The following is a 14,603-nucleotide window of genomic DNA, read 5'->3' on the forward strand; positions in this document are numbered from 1 at the left end:
GACCCGCCATGGCACGCTTCTTCATCGACCGGCCCATCTTCGCCTGGGTGCTCGCCATCCTGGTGATGCTCGGCGGCACCCTGGCCATCTTCCAGCTGCCGCTGGCCCAGTACCCCAGCATCGCGCCGCCGCAGATCCGCCTCAGCGCCACCTACACCGGCGCCTCGGCCAAGACCATGGAAGACTCGGTGACCCAGGTCATCGAGCAGCAGATGACCGGCCTGGACGGCCTCACCTACATGTCCTCCAGCAGCAGTTCGGCGGGCAGCGCCAGCATCACCCTGACCTTCGACGCCGGCACCGACATCAACACCGCGCAGATGCAGGTGCAGACCAAGCTGGAGCAGGCCAAGGCGCGGCTGCCCGACGAGGTGCAACAGCAGGGCATCGAGATCCGCAATTCCTCCAGCGACTTCCTGATCATCCTCTCGCTGGTCTCGGACAACCCCGAGGTCGGCGCCACCGACATCAGCGACTTCATCGCCAGCACCCTGTACGACCAGGTCAGCCGCGTCAGCGGCGTCGGCGAGGTGACCACCCTGGGTTCCAGCTACGCCATGCGCATCTGGCTGGACCCGGACAAGCTCAAGCAATACTCGTTGATGCCCTCGGACATCAGCAGCGCCCTGCAGGTGCAGAACGTCGACACCTCCGCCGGCCAGCTCGGCGCCCTGCCGGCGCGCCCGGGGCAGCAGCTCAACGCCAGCATCAATGCGCGCAGCAAGCTCAAGACCGCGGCGCAGTTCCGTGAGGTGGTGCTCAAGTACGCCAGCAACGGCGCCGTGGTGAGCCTCGGCGACGTGGCGCGGGTGGAGCTGGGCAGCGAGAGCTACGACGTGGTCGCCGAGCACGGCGGGCGCCCCTCCGGCGGCCTGGCCATCAGCCTGGCCACCGGCGCCAACGCCCTGGACGTGGCCGAGGCGGTGCAGGCCAAGGTGGCCGAGCTGCAGCAGTTCTTCCCCAGCCGGCTGCAGCTGCGCGCCGAGGTGGCCTACAACACCGCGCCCTTCGTGAAGATTTCCATCGAGGAGGTGGTCAAGACGCTGTTCGAGGCCATCGCCCTGGTGGTGCTGATCATGTACCTGTTCCTGCAGAACCTGCGCGCCACGCTGATCCCGGCGATCGCCGTGCCGGTGGTGCTGCTGGGCACCTTCGGCGTGCTGGCGCTGATGGGCTACTCGATCAACACCCTGACCATGTTCGCCATGGTCCTGGCCATCGGCCTGCTGGTGGACGACGCCATCGTGGTGGTGGAGAACGTCGAGCGGATCATCGCCGAGCGCGGCCTGTCGCCACGGGAAGCCACGCGCGAGTCGATGGGCGAGATCAGCGGCGCGCTGGTGGGCATCGCCGTGGTGCTCTCGGCGGTGTTCGTGCCCATGGCCTTCTTCGGCGGCTCCACCGGGGTGATCTACCGGCAGTTCTCGGTGACCATGGTCGCCGCCATGACGCTGTCGGTGCTGGTGGCCATGACCCTCACCCCCGCGCTGTGCGCCACCCTGCTCAAGCCCGGCCACGGCCAGCCGCGGCACGGCTTCTTCGGCTGGTTCAACCGCAACTTCGAGGCCGGCTCGCGGCGCTACCAGCGCGGCGTCGGCAACCTGCTGGCGCGGCCCGTGCGCGCGCTGGCGGTCTACGCGCTGGTGCTGGCCGGCGTCGGGCTGATGTTCCACAAGCTGCCCACCGCGTTCCTCCCCGAGGAGGACCAGGGCATGCTGATGATGCAGATGACCCTGCCGGTGGGCGGCACCGACGAGCGCCTGCAGGCGGTCACCCGCCAGGTGACGGACTACCTGCTGCAGCAGCCGGAGGTGGACTCGGTGCTCACCGTGCGCGGCCTGGGCAACGGCGGCAACGCGCAGAACAGCGGCCGCGGCTTCATCAAGCTCAAGGACTGGAGCCAGCGCCAGGGCGAGGCGCACAGCGCGGCGGCGGTGGCGCGGCGGGCCAACCGGGCGCTGGCCGGGATCATCGATGCCGACGTCTTCGTCATCGCCCCGCCGGCCATCCAGGGCCTGGGCGAAAGCTCCGGCTTCGACGTCGAGCTGCAGGACCTCGCCGGCCTCGGCCACGCCGAGCTGCTGACGGCGCGCAACCGCTTCATCGAACTGGCCCGCCAGGACCCGCGCCTGGCCAACGTGCGCGCCCAGGGCCTGGAAGACACCCCGCAGCTGGACCTGCACATCGACGACCGCAAGGCCGGCGCGCTGGGCGTGGCCGCCAGCGACATCAACGACACCCTGAGCGTGGCCCTGGGCGGCAGCTACGTGAACGACTTCCTCGACGCCGGGCGGGTGAAGAAGGTCTACCTACAGGGCGACGCCGACAAGCGCATGCAGGCCGAGGACATCGGCGACTGGTACGTGCGCAACGACCAGGATGCCATGGTGCCGCTGGCCACCTTCGTCAGCACCGGCTGGAGCACCGCCTCGCCGCTGCTGGAGCGCTACAACGGCTTCGGCGCCTACGAGATCGTCGGCGAGCCGGCCGCCGGCGTCAGCTCCGGCGATGCCATGGCCGCGGTGCAGGCGATCATGGCGCAGCTGCCCGAGGGCATCGGCTACGCCTGGACCGGGCAGTCCTACCAGGAGCGCCTGGCCGGCAACCAGGCGCCGCTGCTCTACGCCATTTCCATCCTCTTCGTGTTCCTTTGCCTGGCGGCGCTCTACGAGAGCTGGTCGGTGCCCTTCGCGGTGATGCTGGTGGTGCCCCTGGGCATCCTCGGCGCCCTGGCCCTGACCGGCCTGCGCGGGCTGTCCAACGACGTCTACTTCCAGGTCGGGCTGCTGACCACCGTGGGGCTGGCGGCGAAGAACGCCATCCTCATCGTCGAGTTCGCCAAGGAAGGCTACGACCGCGGCCAGGACCTGCTCGCCGCGACCCTGGAAGCGGTGCGCATCCGCCTGCGCCCGGTGCTGATGACCTCGCTGGCCTTCATGCTCGGCGTGCTGCCCCTGGCGCTGAGCCAGGGCGCCGGCGCCGGCGGGCGCCAGGCGATCGGCACCGGCGTGCTCGGCGGCATGCTCGCGGCGACCCTGCTGGGCCTGTTCTTCATTCCCCTGTTCTACGTGCTGGTGCAGCGCCTGGTTGCGCGCCGTGCCCCGGCCACCGTCGAAGGAGACGCCTGATGCGCACCTCCCCTCTCCCTCTGCTGCTGGCCCTGCTGCTGGGCGGCTGCGTCAACCTGGCGCCGGACTACCAGCGCCCCGCCGCGCCGGTGGCGGCGCAATGGCCCGGCGCCGCGCCGGCCGGCGCCAGCCAGGCCGACGTCGACTGGCGCGAGTTCTTCGTCGACGCCCGCCTGCGCGACACCGTGGCCCGCGCCCTGGCCAACAACCGCGACCTGCGGGTGGCGGCGCTGAACGTCGAGTACCAGCGCGCGCAGTACCGCATCCAGCGCGCCGAGCTGTTCCCGGCGGTCTCGGCCAGCGCCGAGGGCACCCGCCAGCGCGCCCTCTCCGACGGCACCACGGCGGTCAGCAGCCAGTACAGCGTCGGCCTGGGCGTGAGCAGCTACGAGCTGGACCTGTTCGGCCGCCTGCGCAACCTCAAGGACGCCGCCCTGGAGGACTACCTGGCCCTGGAGCAGACCCGCCGCAGCACGCAGATCAGCCTGGTGGCCGAGGTGGCCAGCACCTGGATGACTCTGGCCGCCGACCAGCAGTTGCTCAAGCTGGCCCGCGACACCCACGCCAGCCAGCAGAAGACCTACGAGCTGGTGCAGCGAAGCCACGGCCTGGGCGGCGAGTCCGGGCTGAGCCTGGCGCAGGCGCGCAGCACGGTGGAATCGGCGCGCGCCGAGGCGGCCAGCTACGCCAGCCAGGTCGAGCAGGACCGCAACGCCCTGGAACTGCTGGTGGGCGAACGCCTGGACGCCAGCCTGCTGCCGGGCGACACCGGCCTGGACGCCGCGCTGCTGGTGACGGTGCCGGCGGGGCTGCCGTCGAGCCTGCTGCAACGTCGCCCCGACGTGCTCGCCGCCGAGCACACGCTCAAGGCGGCCAACGCCGACATAGGCGCGGCGCGCGCGGCCTTCTTCCCCAGCGTGAGCCTGACCGCCAGCGGCGGCAGCGCCAGCGGCGAGCTGTCCGGGCTGTTCAAGTCCGGCAGCCGCGCCTGGAGCTTCGCCCCCTCGATCAACCTGCCGATCTTCGACGCCGGCAGCAACCAGGCCGGCCTGGACGCCGCGAAGATCACCCGCGACATCGACGTGGCCAACTACGAGAAGGCCCTGCAGACCGCCTTCAGCGAAGTGGCCGACGCCCTTTCCGTGCGCAGCCACATCAACGAGCGCCTGGACGCCCAGCGCGAACTGACGGCGGCCACCGACAAGAGCTACGACCTGTCGCTGGCGCTGTACAAGCAGGGTTCGGACAGCTTCCTGGAAGTGCTGGACGCGCAGCGCTCGCTGTACTCCGCGCAGCAGACGCTGATCAGCCTGGAGCTGGCCGAGCAGGTCAACCGTGTCACCCTGTACAAAGTGCTAGGCGGCGGTTGGCAAGGCTAACGCTTAGAACAGGCGCGGCAACTCGATGCGCACCAACAGCCCGCCGCCCTCGGCGGGCTCGGCGCTGATCCGCCCGTGGTGCAGCTGCACCGCGCGGCTGGCGATGGCCAGGCCCAGGCCGAAGCCGTCGGGGCCGGCGTCGGGGCCGCGCTCGAAGGGTTCGAAGATGCGCCCCAGGCGGCTCTCGTCGACACCCGGGCCGTGGTCGCTGATGCACACCACCAGGCGTTCGCCGCCCTCCACCAGGCTCGCACCCACGCGCACCTCGGTGCCCGCCGCGGTGTAGCGCACGGCGTTGCGGATGACGTTCTCGAAGGCCCGGTAGAGCAGCTCCTCGTGGGCGCGGCCGAGGAACGGCTGCTCGGCTACAAGGCGCACCTGGCAGCCCTTGCCCGCTGCCTCGAAGCGGGCGTCCTCGACGATCTGCGCCAGCAGCTCGACGACGTCCAGCAGGCGGTATTCGCCGCTGTCCTGGCGCGACTGCGCCCGCGCCAGGGTGAGCAGTTGCTCGATCAGCTCGTCCATGCGCCGCGACTCGCGCTCGATGCGCTCCAGCATGCCGGGCTGCTCCGGCATCTGCCGCAGCAGGCCGATGGCGGCGCTCATCCGCGTCAGCGGTGAACGCAGCTCGTGGGAGATGTCGTGCAGCAGGTGCTGCTGCGCCTCCACCAGCGCCTTGAGCTGCCCGGCCATGCGGTCGCAGTCCTCGGCCAGGTCGACGATCTCGTCGCGGCGCCGCCCCAGGCGCGGCTTGACGCGCACCTCGAAGCGGCCCTGGGCGACCTGGCCCATGGCCTGGCGCAACCAGGCCAGCGGCCGCGCCAGGTACTGGCTGAGCAGCAGGGCGAAGAGCGCGCTCATCAGCATGCCGGTGAACAATGGGCCCAGGCTGCGCGGCGGCGGCGCCTGGTCGAGGGTGGTGGCGGCCGAGGCGCGCAGCAGCAGGCGATGGCCGTCCTGGCTGGTGACCGCCTGCTCGAAGCGCACCTGGGCCACGGCGCGCCCGGCCAATAGAGCGCCCTGGGCGTCATAGAGGCCGACCTGGACGTCCGGCTGCTGCGGCGACACCTCCAGCAGCTGGCGCCCCGCCGCTTCGCCGAAGCGCTGCAGCAGGCGCACCTCGGTGGCCAGCAGCGAGCGCAGCGCCGGGGTGTCGCCGCGCAGCTCGTCGAACATGAAGGCGCCGGCGCCCACCAGGAAGGTCAGGCTGTTGGCCAGCCAGAAGGCCAGGAACAGCTTCCAGAACAGCCGCCCGCGCTTCATTCGACGATCAGCAGGTAGCCCATGCCACGCACGCTCTGGATCCAGCTGCTGCCGTCGGCGCGCGGGCCGAGCTTCTGGCGGATGCTGCTGACGTGCACGTCGATGCGCCGGTCGTAGCGGGTCAGCGGGCGGCCCAGGGCGTCCAGCGACAGGTCCTGCTTGCTGACCAGTTGCCCGGCCCGGCGCACCAGCACCTCCAGCAGGCTGAACTCGGTGCCGGTCAGCTCCAGCGGCTGGCCGTGCCACAACGCCTGGCGCTTGCCGGGCCAGAGCGCCAGGGCGCCGCTGCCGACGGCCTCCGGCGCGCTGCCGAGCGGCACCTGGGGCTGCACCCGGCGCAGGATGGCGCGTAGCCGCGCGACCAGCTCGCCGGGCGAACTGGGCTTGGGCACGTAGTCGTCGGCGCCCAGTTCCAGGCCGGCAATGCGGTCGATGTTGTCGCCCCGCGCGGTCAGCAGCAGGACCGGCACCTGGCTGCGCACGCGAATGCGCCGCAGCACCTCGATGCCGGACAGGCCCGGCAGCATCACGTCCAGCACCACCAGGGCGTAGGCGCCGCCCAGGGCCTCGGCCTCGGCCTCCTCGCCAGTGCCCACCGCGGTGGCCTGGAAACCCTCGCGGGCCAGGTACTGGCTGAGCATCTCGGTGAGTTCGCGGTCGTCGTCGACCAGCAGTACGGGAATCATGCAGGGCACGCGGTTCAAGGCCTGGAGGGCGCAATGATCCCTTCCGCGGGGGCGCCCTGTCACCGCCGCATGGGCAAACTTTACACATCTTTACCCTGGGTTAACCGCGCCGAACACAGCCCGCTCTTATCCTCATCGGCCGCCAGCCCGGGCCGGGCGGCAGCGCCCGGACGATCGCCGTGCGAACCGTCCGCGCCCCCTGCCACCGCCTGTCTGGAAGTCACGATGCGCCCTACCCGCCTGCTGTTCCCGATCCTGCTGTTCAATGCCGCCCTGGCCCACGCCGCAGGCTTCAAGATCGCCGACATCCGCGTCAACGGCCTGCAGCGCGTCTCCGCCGGCAGCGTGTTCGCCGCCCTGCCGCTGAACGTCGGCGACCAGGCCGACGACCACGCCCTGGTGGAAGCCTCGCGCTCGCTGTTCCGTACCGGTTTCTTCCAGGACATCCACCTCGGCCGCGACGGCAGCGTGCTGGTCATCGACGTGGTCGAGCGCCCGTCCATCTCCGGCATCGAGATCGAAGGCAACAAGGCCATCAGCACCGAGGACCTGATGAAGGGCCTCAAGCAATCGGGCCTGGCCGAAGGCGAGATCTTCCAGCGCGCCACCCTCGAAGGCGTGCGCAACGAGCTGCAGCGCCAGTACGTGGCCCAGGGCCGCTACTCGGCCACCATCGAGACCCAGGTGACCCCGCAGCCGCGCAACCGCGTGGCGCTGAAGATCACTGTCAACGAAGGCACGGTGGCGGCCATCGCCCACGTCAACGTGGTCGGCAACACCGTGTTCTCCGACGAGGACCTGACCGGCCTGTTCGAGCTGAAGGAAACCAACTGGCTGTCGTTCTTCAAGAACGACGACAAGTATTCCCGCGAGAAGCTCTCCGGCGACCTGGAACGCCTGCGCTCCTACTACCTGGACCGCGGCTACATCCACATGGACATCGCTTCCACCCAGGTGTCCATCACGCCGGACAAGAAGCACGTCTACATCACCGTCAACATCAACGAGGGTGAGAAGTACAAGGTCCGCGAAGTGAAGCTGACCGGCGACCTCAAGGTGCCGGAAGAGGAAATCAGGAAGCTGATGCTGGTGCAGCCGGGCCAGGTGTTCTCGCGCAAGGTGATGACCTCCACCTCCGACCTGATCACCCGCCGCCTGGGTAACGAGGGCTACACCTTCGCCAACGTCAACGGCGTGCCGGAAGCCCATGACGACGACAAGACCGTGTCCATCACCTACGGGGTCGACCCGGGCAAGCGCGCCTACGTCAACCGCATCAACTTCCGCGGCAACACCAAGACCGAAGACCCGGTGCTGCGCCGCGAGATGCGCCAGATGGAAGGCGGCTGGGCCAGCACCTACCTGATCGACCAGTCCAAGCAGCGCCTGGAGCGCCTGGGCTACTTCAAGACGGTCAACGTCGAGACCCCGGCCGTTCCGGGCACCGACGACCAGGTGGACGTCAACTACAGCGTCGAGGAGCAGGCCTCCGGCTCGCTCAGCGCCAGCGTCGGCTTCTCCCAGAGCGCCGGGCTGATCCTCGGCGGCTCCATCAGCCAGAGCAACTTCCTCGGCACCGGCAACTACACCAGCATCGGCCTGACCCGCTCGGAGTACCAGACCAAGTACAACTTCGGCTTCACCAACCCCTACTTCACCACCGACGGCGTGAGCCTGGGCTACAACCTGTTCTACAGCAGCACCGACTACAGCAAGTACTACGACGACGATGACGAGGTGTCGTACTACTCCCTCGACAGCTTCGGCGCCGGCGTCAGCATCGGCTACCCGATCAGCGAGACCTCGCGCCTGACCTACGGCCTGACCCTGCAGCACGACGCCGTCAGCCCCGGCACCTACAGCGCCGACGAGATCTACGACTTCATCGAGCGCGAGGGCAAGAGCTTCAACAACCTCAAGGCCTCCATCGGCTGGTCCGAATCCACCCTGAACAAGGGCGTGCTGGCCACCCGCGGGCATTCCCAGAGCCTGACGCTGATGGCTACGGTGCCCGGCAGCGACCTGTCGTTCTACAAGCTCGACTACAGCGCCCAGCGCTTCGTCCCGGTCACCGACCGCACTTCGCTGCGCCTGCACACCAGCCTGGGCTACGGCAACGGCTACGGCTCCACCGACGGCCTGCCCTTCTACGAGAACTACACCGCCGGCGGCCTGGGCTCGGTGCGCGGCTTCAAGGACGGCACCCTGGGCCCGCGCAGCACCCCGGCCACCGGCAACTACTCCAGCGCCGGCCAGGCCTACTACTCCGACCGCGACGCCGAGGTGTTCGGCGGCAACATCCTCATCGCCGGCGGCGTCGAGTACCTGTTCCCGCTGCCCTTCGTCAAGGACCAGAGCCAGCTGCGCAGCACGCTGTTCTGGGATGCCGGCAGCGTCTTCGCCGACAAGTGCTACCTGTCCACCACCCAGGGCTGCGGCAACGTCAGCCTCGACCAGATGGCCATGTCTGTGGGCGTCGGCCTGACCTGGTACAGCCCGCTGGGCCCGCTGAGCTTCAGCCTGGCGACACCGCTGAAGAAGCCCGACGGCGCCGAGACCGAGGTGTTCCAGTTCTCCCTCGGGCAGACCTTCTGAGGCACGCAATTACCCGCCTTTACCCCGGCTTAACCCAAGTTCACAGTCGCCTTCCCTATGCTGGCGGCACCTGTTCCGGCGGCCGCCCCGGCCGCCGCCCTGCCACTCAGAACCCGGGACGACCATGGGCCAGACCGACCCCACCGCGCTGCTGGAAGAAGTGCCGCAGCAACTGCTGCACGACGTGCAGCGGCAACTGGCGCGCATCCTCGGCGCGCACTTCACCGCCACCCTCGCCGGCAGCGGCGGGCGCAACGGCGCCAGCCACTACCACCTGGCCATCCGCCACGCGCCCAGCGGCCTGTCGGTGGAACACCAGGGCACGGTGGCGCCGCCCTTCATCGAGGAGCTGTTCGCCCTCGCCTGGCGCATGAAGGCCATGCTCGAATCCGTCGAACTGCAACGCCTGGACAAACCCGGCCCGGTACGCCGCCTGGCGTGGATCAGCGAACTGGTCTGCCCGGCGGAACTGCAGAAGGTAGCCGCCAGCCTCTACCCCTCGGCCCGGGTGCTGCTGCCCCAGGGCTGAGCGAAACCCATCACCACGACCGCACGGGCGAACACGGCTCCTCGTAGGAGCGAGCTTGCTCGCGAACGGTGCTTACCGGCGGCAGCTGTGTTTCGGGTTGACCCCGCCCCCTCACCCCAGAGGGAGAGGGAGCCGTCCGGCGCGAACGAGAAATTCGGCGTCAACCTGTAGGAGCGGACCTTGTCCGCGATAGCCGGAGGTTCCGGCGCGATTCGCGGATGAGATCCGCTCCTACGCTGCCCCACCTACACCATTCCCCTGTAGGAGCGCGCCCTGCGCGCGAAATCGCGGGCAGGTCCCGCTCCTACCGTACGGACAGGCACGGCTTCTCGTAGGAGCGAGCTTGCTCGCGAACCGCATGGCACCGTGTTCGTTCGCGAGCAAGCTCGCTCCTACGAAGAGCCCCTCGGCGCAGCCGGCGAGACAGGCGATTCGCCAGCGTATAGGCTCTGCCTTGCCATTGTTCTCGAGGTCTCTGTTCCATGAAGTCCCTGCCCGGTTGCCTGCTGTTCCTGTGCGCCTTCGCGGCCCACGCAGCCGACCTGCGCATGCTCGCCGACGTGCACCCGCCCCTGCAGTTCAACGAGGGCGGCGAGTTGCATGGTTTCGGCGTGGATGTGGTGCGCGAGCTGGCCCGCCGGGCCGGCGATACCCCGCATTTCGAACAGCTGCCCTTGACCCGCGCCTTGCGCGAGGCAGGCGCGCATCCGGACACCGGGGCCTTCACCGTGCTGCGCACCGCCGAGCGGGAATGGCGCTACCAGTGGGTGGGGCCGTTGCTGGAAGTGGAGAGCGCGCTGTATTCCGAGCACCCCGAGGTGCCGCCGGTGACCGGCCTGGCGCAGGCGGGCCAGGCCGGCAGCATCGTCCTGCCGCGCAAGTGGCAGGTCTACGGCTACCTGCGCCAGCGCGGGCTGCAGAACCTCTATGGGGTGGACACGCCGGAGCAGATGATGCAACTGCTGCACCGCGGCCGCGCCGAGCTGGTGGTGGCCGACACCCTGACCGTCGCCACCCTCGCCCGCGAGGCCGGCATCGAACCGGCCCGGCTGCATTACCAGATGCCGCTGCTGCGCCAGGGCGCCTACATCGTCTTCTCGCCCTGCACCGACCCGCAGCGCGTGGCGCGCTGGCAGGCAGCGCTGGAGCAGTTGCGCCGCGAGGGCAGGCTGCAGCGCCTGCGGGAGCGATGGCAGTTGGTGCGGGAGATTCGTTGATGCCGTGGTGTTGTTTATTGGAGCGGTGCGTTGGTTCGGCGAGGGTGGGCAAGCTTGGCTGCGCGCCCTCACCCCGGCCCTCTCCCGGAGGGAGAGGGGGCTGTTCGGAGTGGGTGGGGGTTTGGAGTCATCCTGAGACGTCCCCCTCGTCATTTCTGCGCGGGAGCGTAGGGCGTATAACCGTTCGCGGTTATACGCCGTTGGTGGGGCACCGATGCCATCGTGACTGTAGGAGCGAGCTTGCTCGCAAACGGAGTTTCCTGGTGGCGTAGGTGCTAGGGTTAAGAGCGTCCTCTCCCCAGCCCTCTCCCTGAAGGGAGAGGGGGCCGTTTGGAGTGGGTTGGGAATTCAGAGTCATCCTGAAACGCCTTACCCCACCCCGTCATTCCCGCGAACGCGGGAACCCAGAGACTGCTAGGTTCGCGAGCAAGCTCGCTCCTACGAAGAACCATTCCGGGCGACTTCGAAGTGGGCGCGGAAGACGGTTTCCACAATCAGCCATTGACCATCGATGCGCCGGTAGCGGTCCTGATAGAACCCACCCAGCTGCCGCGTAGCGCCGGTCTCGCCGTCACGGTTCTGGTAGTGCAGCGCCCAGCGCGCGCAGGCGTTGTCTTCGTCTTCCAGCTCGATTTCCGGGTTGGCCGCGTGGTGCAAGTCGATCACCCGCGGCACGCAGGCCAGTTCGCGGTACAGCGCCAGGAACGGCTCACGACCATGGAAGGTGCCCAGCGGACCATAGTCGATCAGCACCGCACCGCTGGCGAAGCAGGCGCGGATGGCGTCCACGTCCTTCAGGTCACAGGCGTTGAGGTAGCGGTGCTTCAACAGGCGGATGGCTTCCAGGGCCTCCAGGCGGGCGATGCGCTGTTCCAGGTTCATTCCGGCCTCCGCTCCAGGTTCATCTCGCCCCAGTAGGCCTTCATCGAACGGATGCGGCCCTGGGCGTCGAACTCCATCACGTCGATCACGTGGATGCTGCAGGGCTCGCCGTTCCAGTTGAGGTCGACGCGGAACGGCATGGCGCCGCAGCCGTTGCCGGTGACGCGCACCGGCCCGGTGAGCTGGGCGCTGGCCTCGGCGCGGCCCAGGCCCTCGCGGTAGAAGCGGGCGATGGCCTGCAGGCCCTGCAGCGGCGGCGAACCCACCGGGTCCTCCACCACCGCGTCGTCGGCGTACAGCGCGAGGATACCGTCGATGTCGCCGGCATCCACCAGCTCCACGTAGCGCGCCATGCGCCGGCGGATCAGCTGCGCGTCCATCAGGCCACCTCGAACAGCGCCGCGGCGCCCATGCCGCCGCCGATGCACATGGTCACCACCACGTAGCGCACGCCGCGCCGACGGCCCTCGATCAGCGCGTGGCCGACCATGCGCGCGCCGGACATGCCGAACGGGTGGCCGATGGCGATGGCGCCACCGTTGACGTTCAGGCGCTCGTCGGGGATGCCCAGCTTGTCCTGGCAGAACAGCACCTGGCAGGCGAAGGCCTCGTTGAGTTCCCACAGGCCGATGTCGTCCACCTTCAGCCCGTGGCGCTGGAGCAGCCTGGGCACCGCGAACACCGGGCCGATGCCCATCTCGTCGGCATTGCAGCCGGCCACCGCCAGGCCGCGGTAGATGCCCAATGGGCGCAGGCCACGGCGCTCGGCCTCGCGGGCTTCCATCAGCAGAGAGGCGGAGGCGCCGTCGGACAGCTGCGAAGCGTTGCCGGCGGTGACGAAGCGCCCCGCCCCGCTCCACTGGCCGCCCTGCCACACCGGCTCCAGGGCCGCCAGGCTCTGCAGGTTGGTGTCGGCGCGGTTGCATTCGTCGCGCTCGATCAGCACCGATTCGTGGCGGCTTTCGCCGGTTGCCTTGTCGACCACCAGGCGCTGCACCTGCAGCGGCAGTATCTCGTCGGCGAACAGGCCGTCGCGCTGGGCGGCGGCGGTGCGCTGCTGGCTGCGCAGGGCGTAGGCATCCTGGGCCTCGCGGCTGATGCCGTAGCGCGCGGCGACGATCTCGGCGGTCTCGATCATCGGGATGTAGGCCGCCGGGTCGCGCTCCAGCACCGCGCGGGACTGGTTGCGGTAGGCGTTCTTGTGCTTGTTCTGCACCAGCGAGATGGACTCCAGGCCGCCGGCCACGGCGATGTCCAGCTCGTTGCAGGCGATGGATTTCGCCGCCAGGGCGATGCTCATCAGCCCCGACGCGCACTGGCGCTCCACGGCCATGCCGGCCACGCTCGACGGCAGGCCGCCGGCGATGGCACAGAGGCGCCCGAGGTTGTAGGCCTGGGTGCCCTGCTGGGCGGCGGCGCCAATGATCACGTCCTCCACCTCGCCCGGCTCGACGCCGGCGCGGCGCACCGCTTCGGCCACCACCGTGCCGCCCATGAGCGGCGCCTCGGTGTCGTTGAAGGCGCCGCGGAAAGCCTTGCCGATGGCGGTGCGGGCGGTGGAGACGATGACGGCTTCTCTCATTGCGATTCCTCGGGTTGTTGTAGGAGCGAGCTTGCTCGCGAACCGGCCTCGCAGTGGGGCTGTTCGCGAGCAAGCTCGCTCCTACGAAGAGCCCCTTAGGTGGGGTAGTAGCGGCTGATGGTGTCCACCACGCAGCCGGGGCGGTCTTCGTCGGCGATCTCGACGCTGACGCGGATGGTCGCCTGCACCGCGCCCTTCACCGCCTCGGCGGCGACCAGCTCGGCGCGGCCGCGGACCCGCGCGCCGGCCTTCACCACGTTGGGGAAGCGCACGCGGTCGCAGCCGTAGTTGACGCCCATGGCGATGCCGCGCACCTCGACTATCTGCGGCAGGAACAGGTTGACCAGCGCCAGCGTCAGGTAGCCGTGGGCGATGCAGGCGCCGTAGGGGCCGCTCGCCGCGCGCACGGGGTCGACGTGGATCCACTGGTGGTCGCCGGTGGCCTCGGCGAACCGGTCGATGCGCGACTGCTCGATGCTCAGCCACTCGCTCTCGCCCAGGGTTTCGCCGACGCAGGCCAGCAATTGTTCGGGGTGTTCGAAGACGCGCGGCATGTCAGGCCCTCTGGCTGGAGACCGAGAGCACTTCGCCGGTCATGTAGGAGCTGTAGTCACTGGCCAGGAACATCATCACGTTGGCGATCTCCCAGACTTCCGCGGCGCGGCCGAAGGCCTCGGTGGAGGCCAGCTTGTCCAGCAGTTCCTGGGGCGCGGATTTGCGCAGGAAGTCGTGCAGGGCGATGCTCGGGCTCACCGCGTTGATGCGGATGCCGTGTTCCGCCGCCTCCAGCGCGGCGCAGCGGGTCAGCGCCATCACCCCGGCCTTGGCCGCGGCGTAGTGGCTCTGTTCCTTCTGCGCGCGCCAGCCGAGCACCGAGGCGTTGTTCACGATCACCCCGGCGCGGCGCTCCATCATGTGCGGGAGCATGGCGCGGGTCATGCGCATGGTGCCGGTGAGGGTCACGTCGAGCACGCGGTTCCACTCTTCATCGGTCATTTCCACCAGCGTGCGGGAACCGCCGAGGCCGGCGTTGTTGATCAGCACGTCGACGCCGCCCAGGCGCTCTTCGGCGGCGGCCACCAGGGCGCGCACCTGGGCCTCGTCGGTGACGTTGCAGACCTGCCCGTACACCGCCTGCAGCCCGCAGGCCTGGCGGATGCGCTGCACCGCCTCGGCCAGGCGGCCTTCGTGGACATCGCTGACCATTAGCGCCCGGCAGCCTTCCTCGGCGGCGCGCAGGGCGGCGGAAAAGCCGATGCCGGCGCCGGCGGCGGCGGTGATCAGCACCGACTTGCCGCGCAGCAGGCCGCGGCCGGATACGTATTCGGGTTTGAGCATCGTT

12 protein-coding genes are annotated in these 14,603 nt (G+C 69.4%); 5 read left to right on the forward strand and 7 right to left on the reverse strand.

Features of this window, described 5'->3' with window-relative positions; all coding sequences use genetic code 11:
• The first annotated feature begins 8 nt into the window (after positions 1-8).
• Complete coding sequence (locus tag M8R19_RS03055; RefSeq protein WP_249916970.1) at positions 9-3,128, forward strand: efflux RND transporter permease subunit; 3,120 nt, start codon at positions 9-11, stop codon at positions 3,126-3,128.
• Positions 3,128-4,507: an efflux transporter outer membrane subunit gene (locus M8R19_RS03060; RefSeq protein WP_249916971.1), complete on the forward strand. Its 1,380-nt coding sequence runs from the start codon at positions 3,128-3,130 to the stop codon at positions 4,505-4,507. Before M8R19_RS03055 ends, M8R19_RS03060 begins: the two co-directional genes overlap by 1 nt.
• Positions 4,508-4,510: 3 nt before the next feature.
• Here the strand turns inward: M8R19_RS03060 and M8R19_RS03065 are convergent, their stop codons facing one another.
• Both M8R19_RS03065 and M8R19_RS03070 read right to left on the reverse strand, forming a co-directional pair.
• Positions 4,511-5,770: a sensor histidine kinase gene (locus tag M8R19_RS03065; RefSeq protein ID WP_249916972.1), complete on the reverse strand. Its 1,260-nt coding sequence runs from the start codon at positions 5,768-5,770 to the stop codon at positions 4,511-4,513.
• Positions 5,767-6,456, reverse strand: coding sequence for a response regulator transcription factor (locus M8R19_RS03070; RefSeq protein ID WP_249916973.1), 690 nt, complete (start codon positions 6,454-6,456; stop codon positions 5,767-5,769). The genes M8R19_RS03065 and M8R19_RS03070 overlap by 4 nt, the downstream gene beginning before the upstream one ends.
• 225 nt (positions 6,457-6,681) lie before the next feature.
• On the opposite strand from M8R19_RS03070, the gene bamA reads away from it, so the two are divergent.
• From bamA to M8R19_RS03085, 3 genes are all read left to right on the forward strand, one after another.
• Positions 6,682-9,051 (forward strand): outer membrane protein assembly factor BamA, encoded by a 2,370-nt coding sequence (gene bamA / locus M8R19_RS03075; protein WP_249916974.1) that lies wholly within the window; start codon positions 6,682-6,684, stop codon positions 9,049-9,051.
• Between the two features lie 124 nt (positions 9,052-9,175).
• A complete protein-coding gene (locus M8R19_RS03080; RefSeq protein WP_249916975.1) occupies positions 9,176-9,580 on the forward strand; it encodes a hypothetical protein in 405 nt (134 codons plus the stop codon).
• A gap of 482 nt (positions 9,581-10,062) precedes the next feature.
• Positions 10,063-10,797, forward strand: a complete 735-nt coding sequence (locus M8R19_RS03085) for a substrate-binding periplasmic protein (RefSeq protein WP_249916976.1) — start codon at positions 10,063-10,065, stop codon at positions 10,795-10,797.
• A gap of 438 nt (positions 10,798-11,235) precedes the next feature.
• Here the strand turns inward: M8R19_RS03085 and M8R19_RS03090 are convergent, their stop codons facing one another.
• The 5 genes from M8R19_RS03090 to M8R19_RS03110 all read right to left on the reverse strand — a co-directional run bounded on the left by M8R19_RS03090 (position 11,236) and on the right by M8R19_RS03110 (position 14,599).
• Positions 11,236-11,679, reverse strand: coding sequence for a nuclear transport factor 2 family protein (locus tag M8R19_RS03090; RefSeq protein ID WP_116425043.1), 444 nt, complete (start codon positions 11,677-11,679; stop codon positions 11,236-11,238).
• Entirely contained in the window at positions 11,676-12,062 is a 387-nt protein-coding gene (locus tag M8R19_RS03095; protein WP_116425074.1) for a steroid Delta-isomerase, read from the reverse strand. The genes M8R19_RS03090 and M8R19_RS03095 overlap by 4 nt, the downstream gene beginning before the upstream one ends.
• Positions 12,059-13,261, reverse strand: coding sequence for an acetyl-CoA C-acyltransferase (locus M8R19_RS03100; RefSeq protein ID WP_249916978.1), 1,203 nt, complete (start codon positions 13,259-13,261; stop codon positions 12,059-12,061). The genes M8R19_RS03095 and M8R19_RS03100 overlap by 4 nt, the downstream gene beginning before the upstream one ends.
• Positions 13,262-13,356: 95 nt before the next feature.
• The gene (locus M8R19_RS03105) at positions 13,357-13,815 is read right to left on the reverse strand and encodes a MaoC family dehydratase (RefSeq protein ID WP_249916979.1); all 459 of its coding nucleotides are present in this window, start codon (positions 13,813-13,815) and stop codon (positions 13,357-13,359) included.
• Position 13,816: 1 nt separating this feature from the next.
• The gene (locus M8R19_RS03110; protein WP_249916980.1) at positions 13,817-14,599 is read right to left on the reverse strand and encodes an SDR family oxidoreductase; all 783 of its coding nucleotides are present in this window, start codon (positions 14,597-14,599) and stop codon (positions 13,817-13,819) included.
• Positions 14,600-14,603: the final 4 nt, after the last annotated feature.

This window comes from Pseudomonas sp. R3.Fl, assembly GCF_023516765.1.
In the GTDB taxonomy this organism is placed as follows: Bacteria; Pseudomonadota; Gammaproteobacteria; order Pseudomonadales; family Pseudomonadaceae; genus Pseudomonas; species Pseudomonas citronellolis.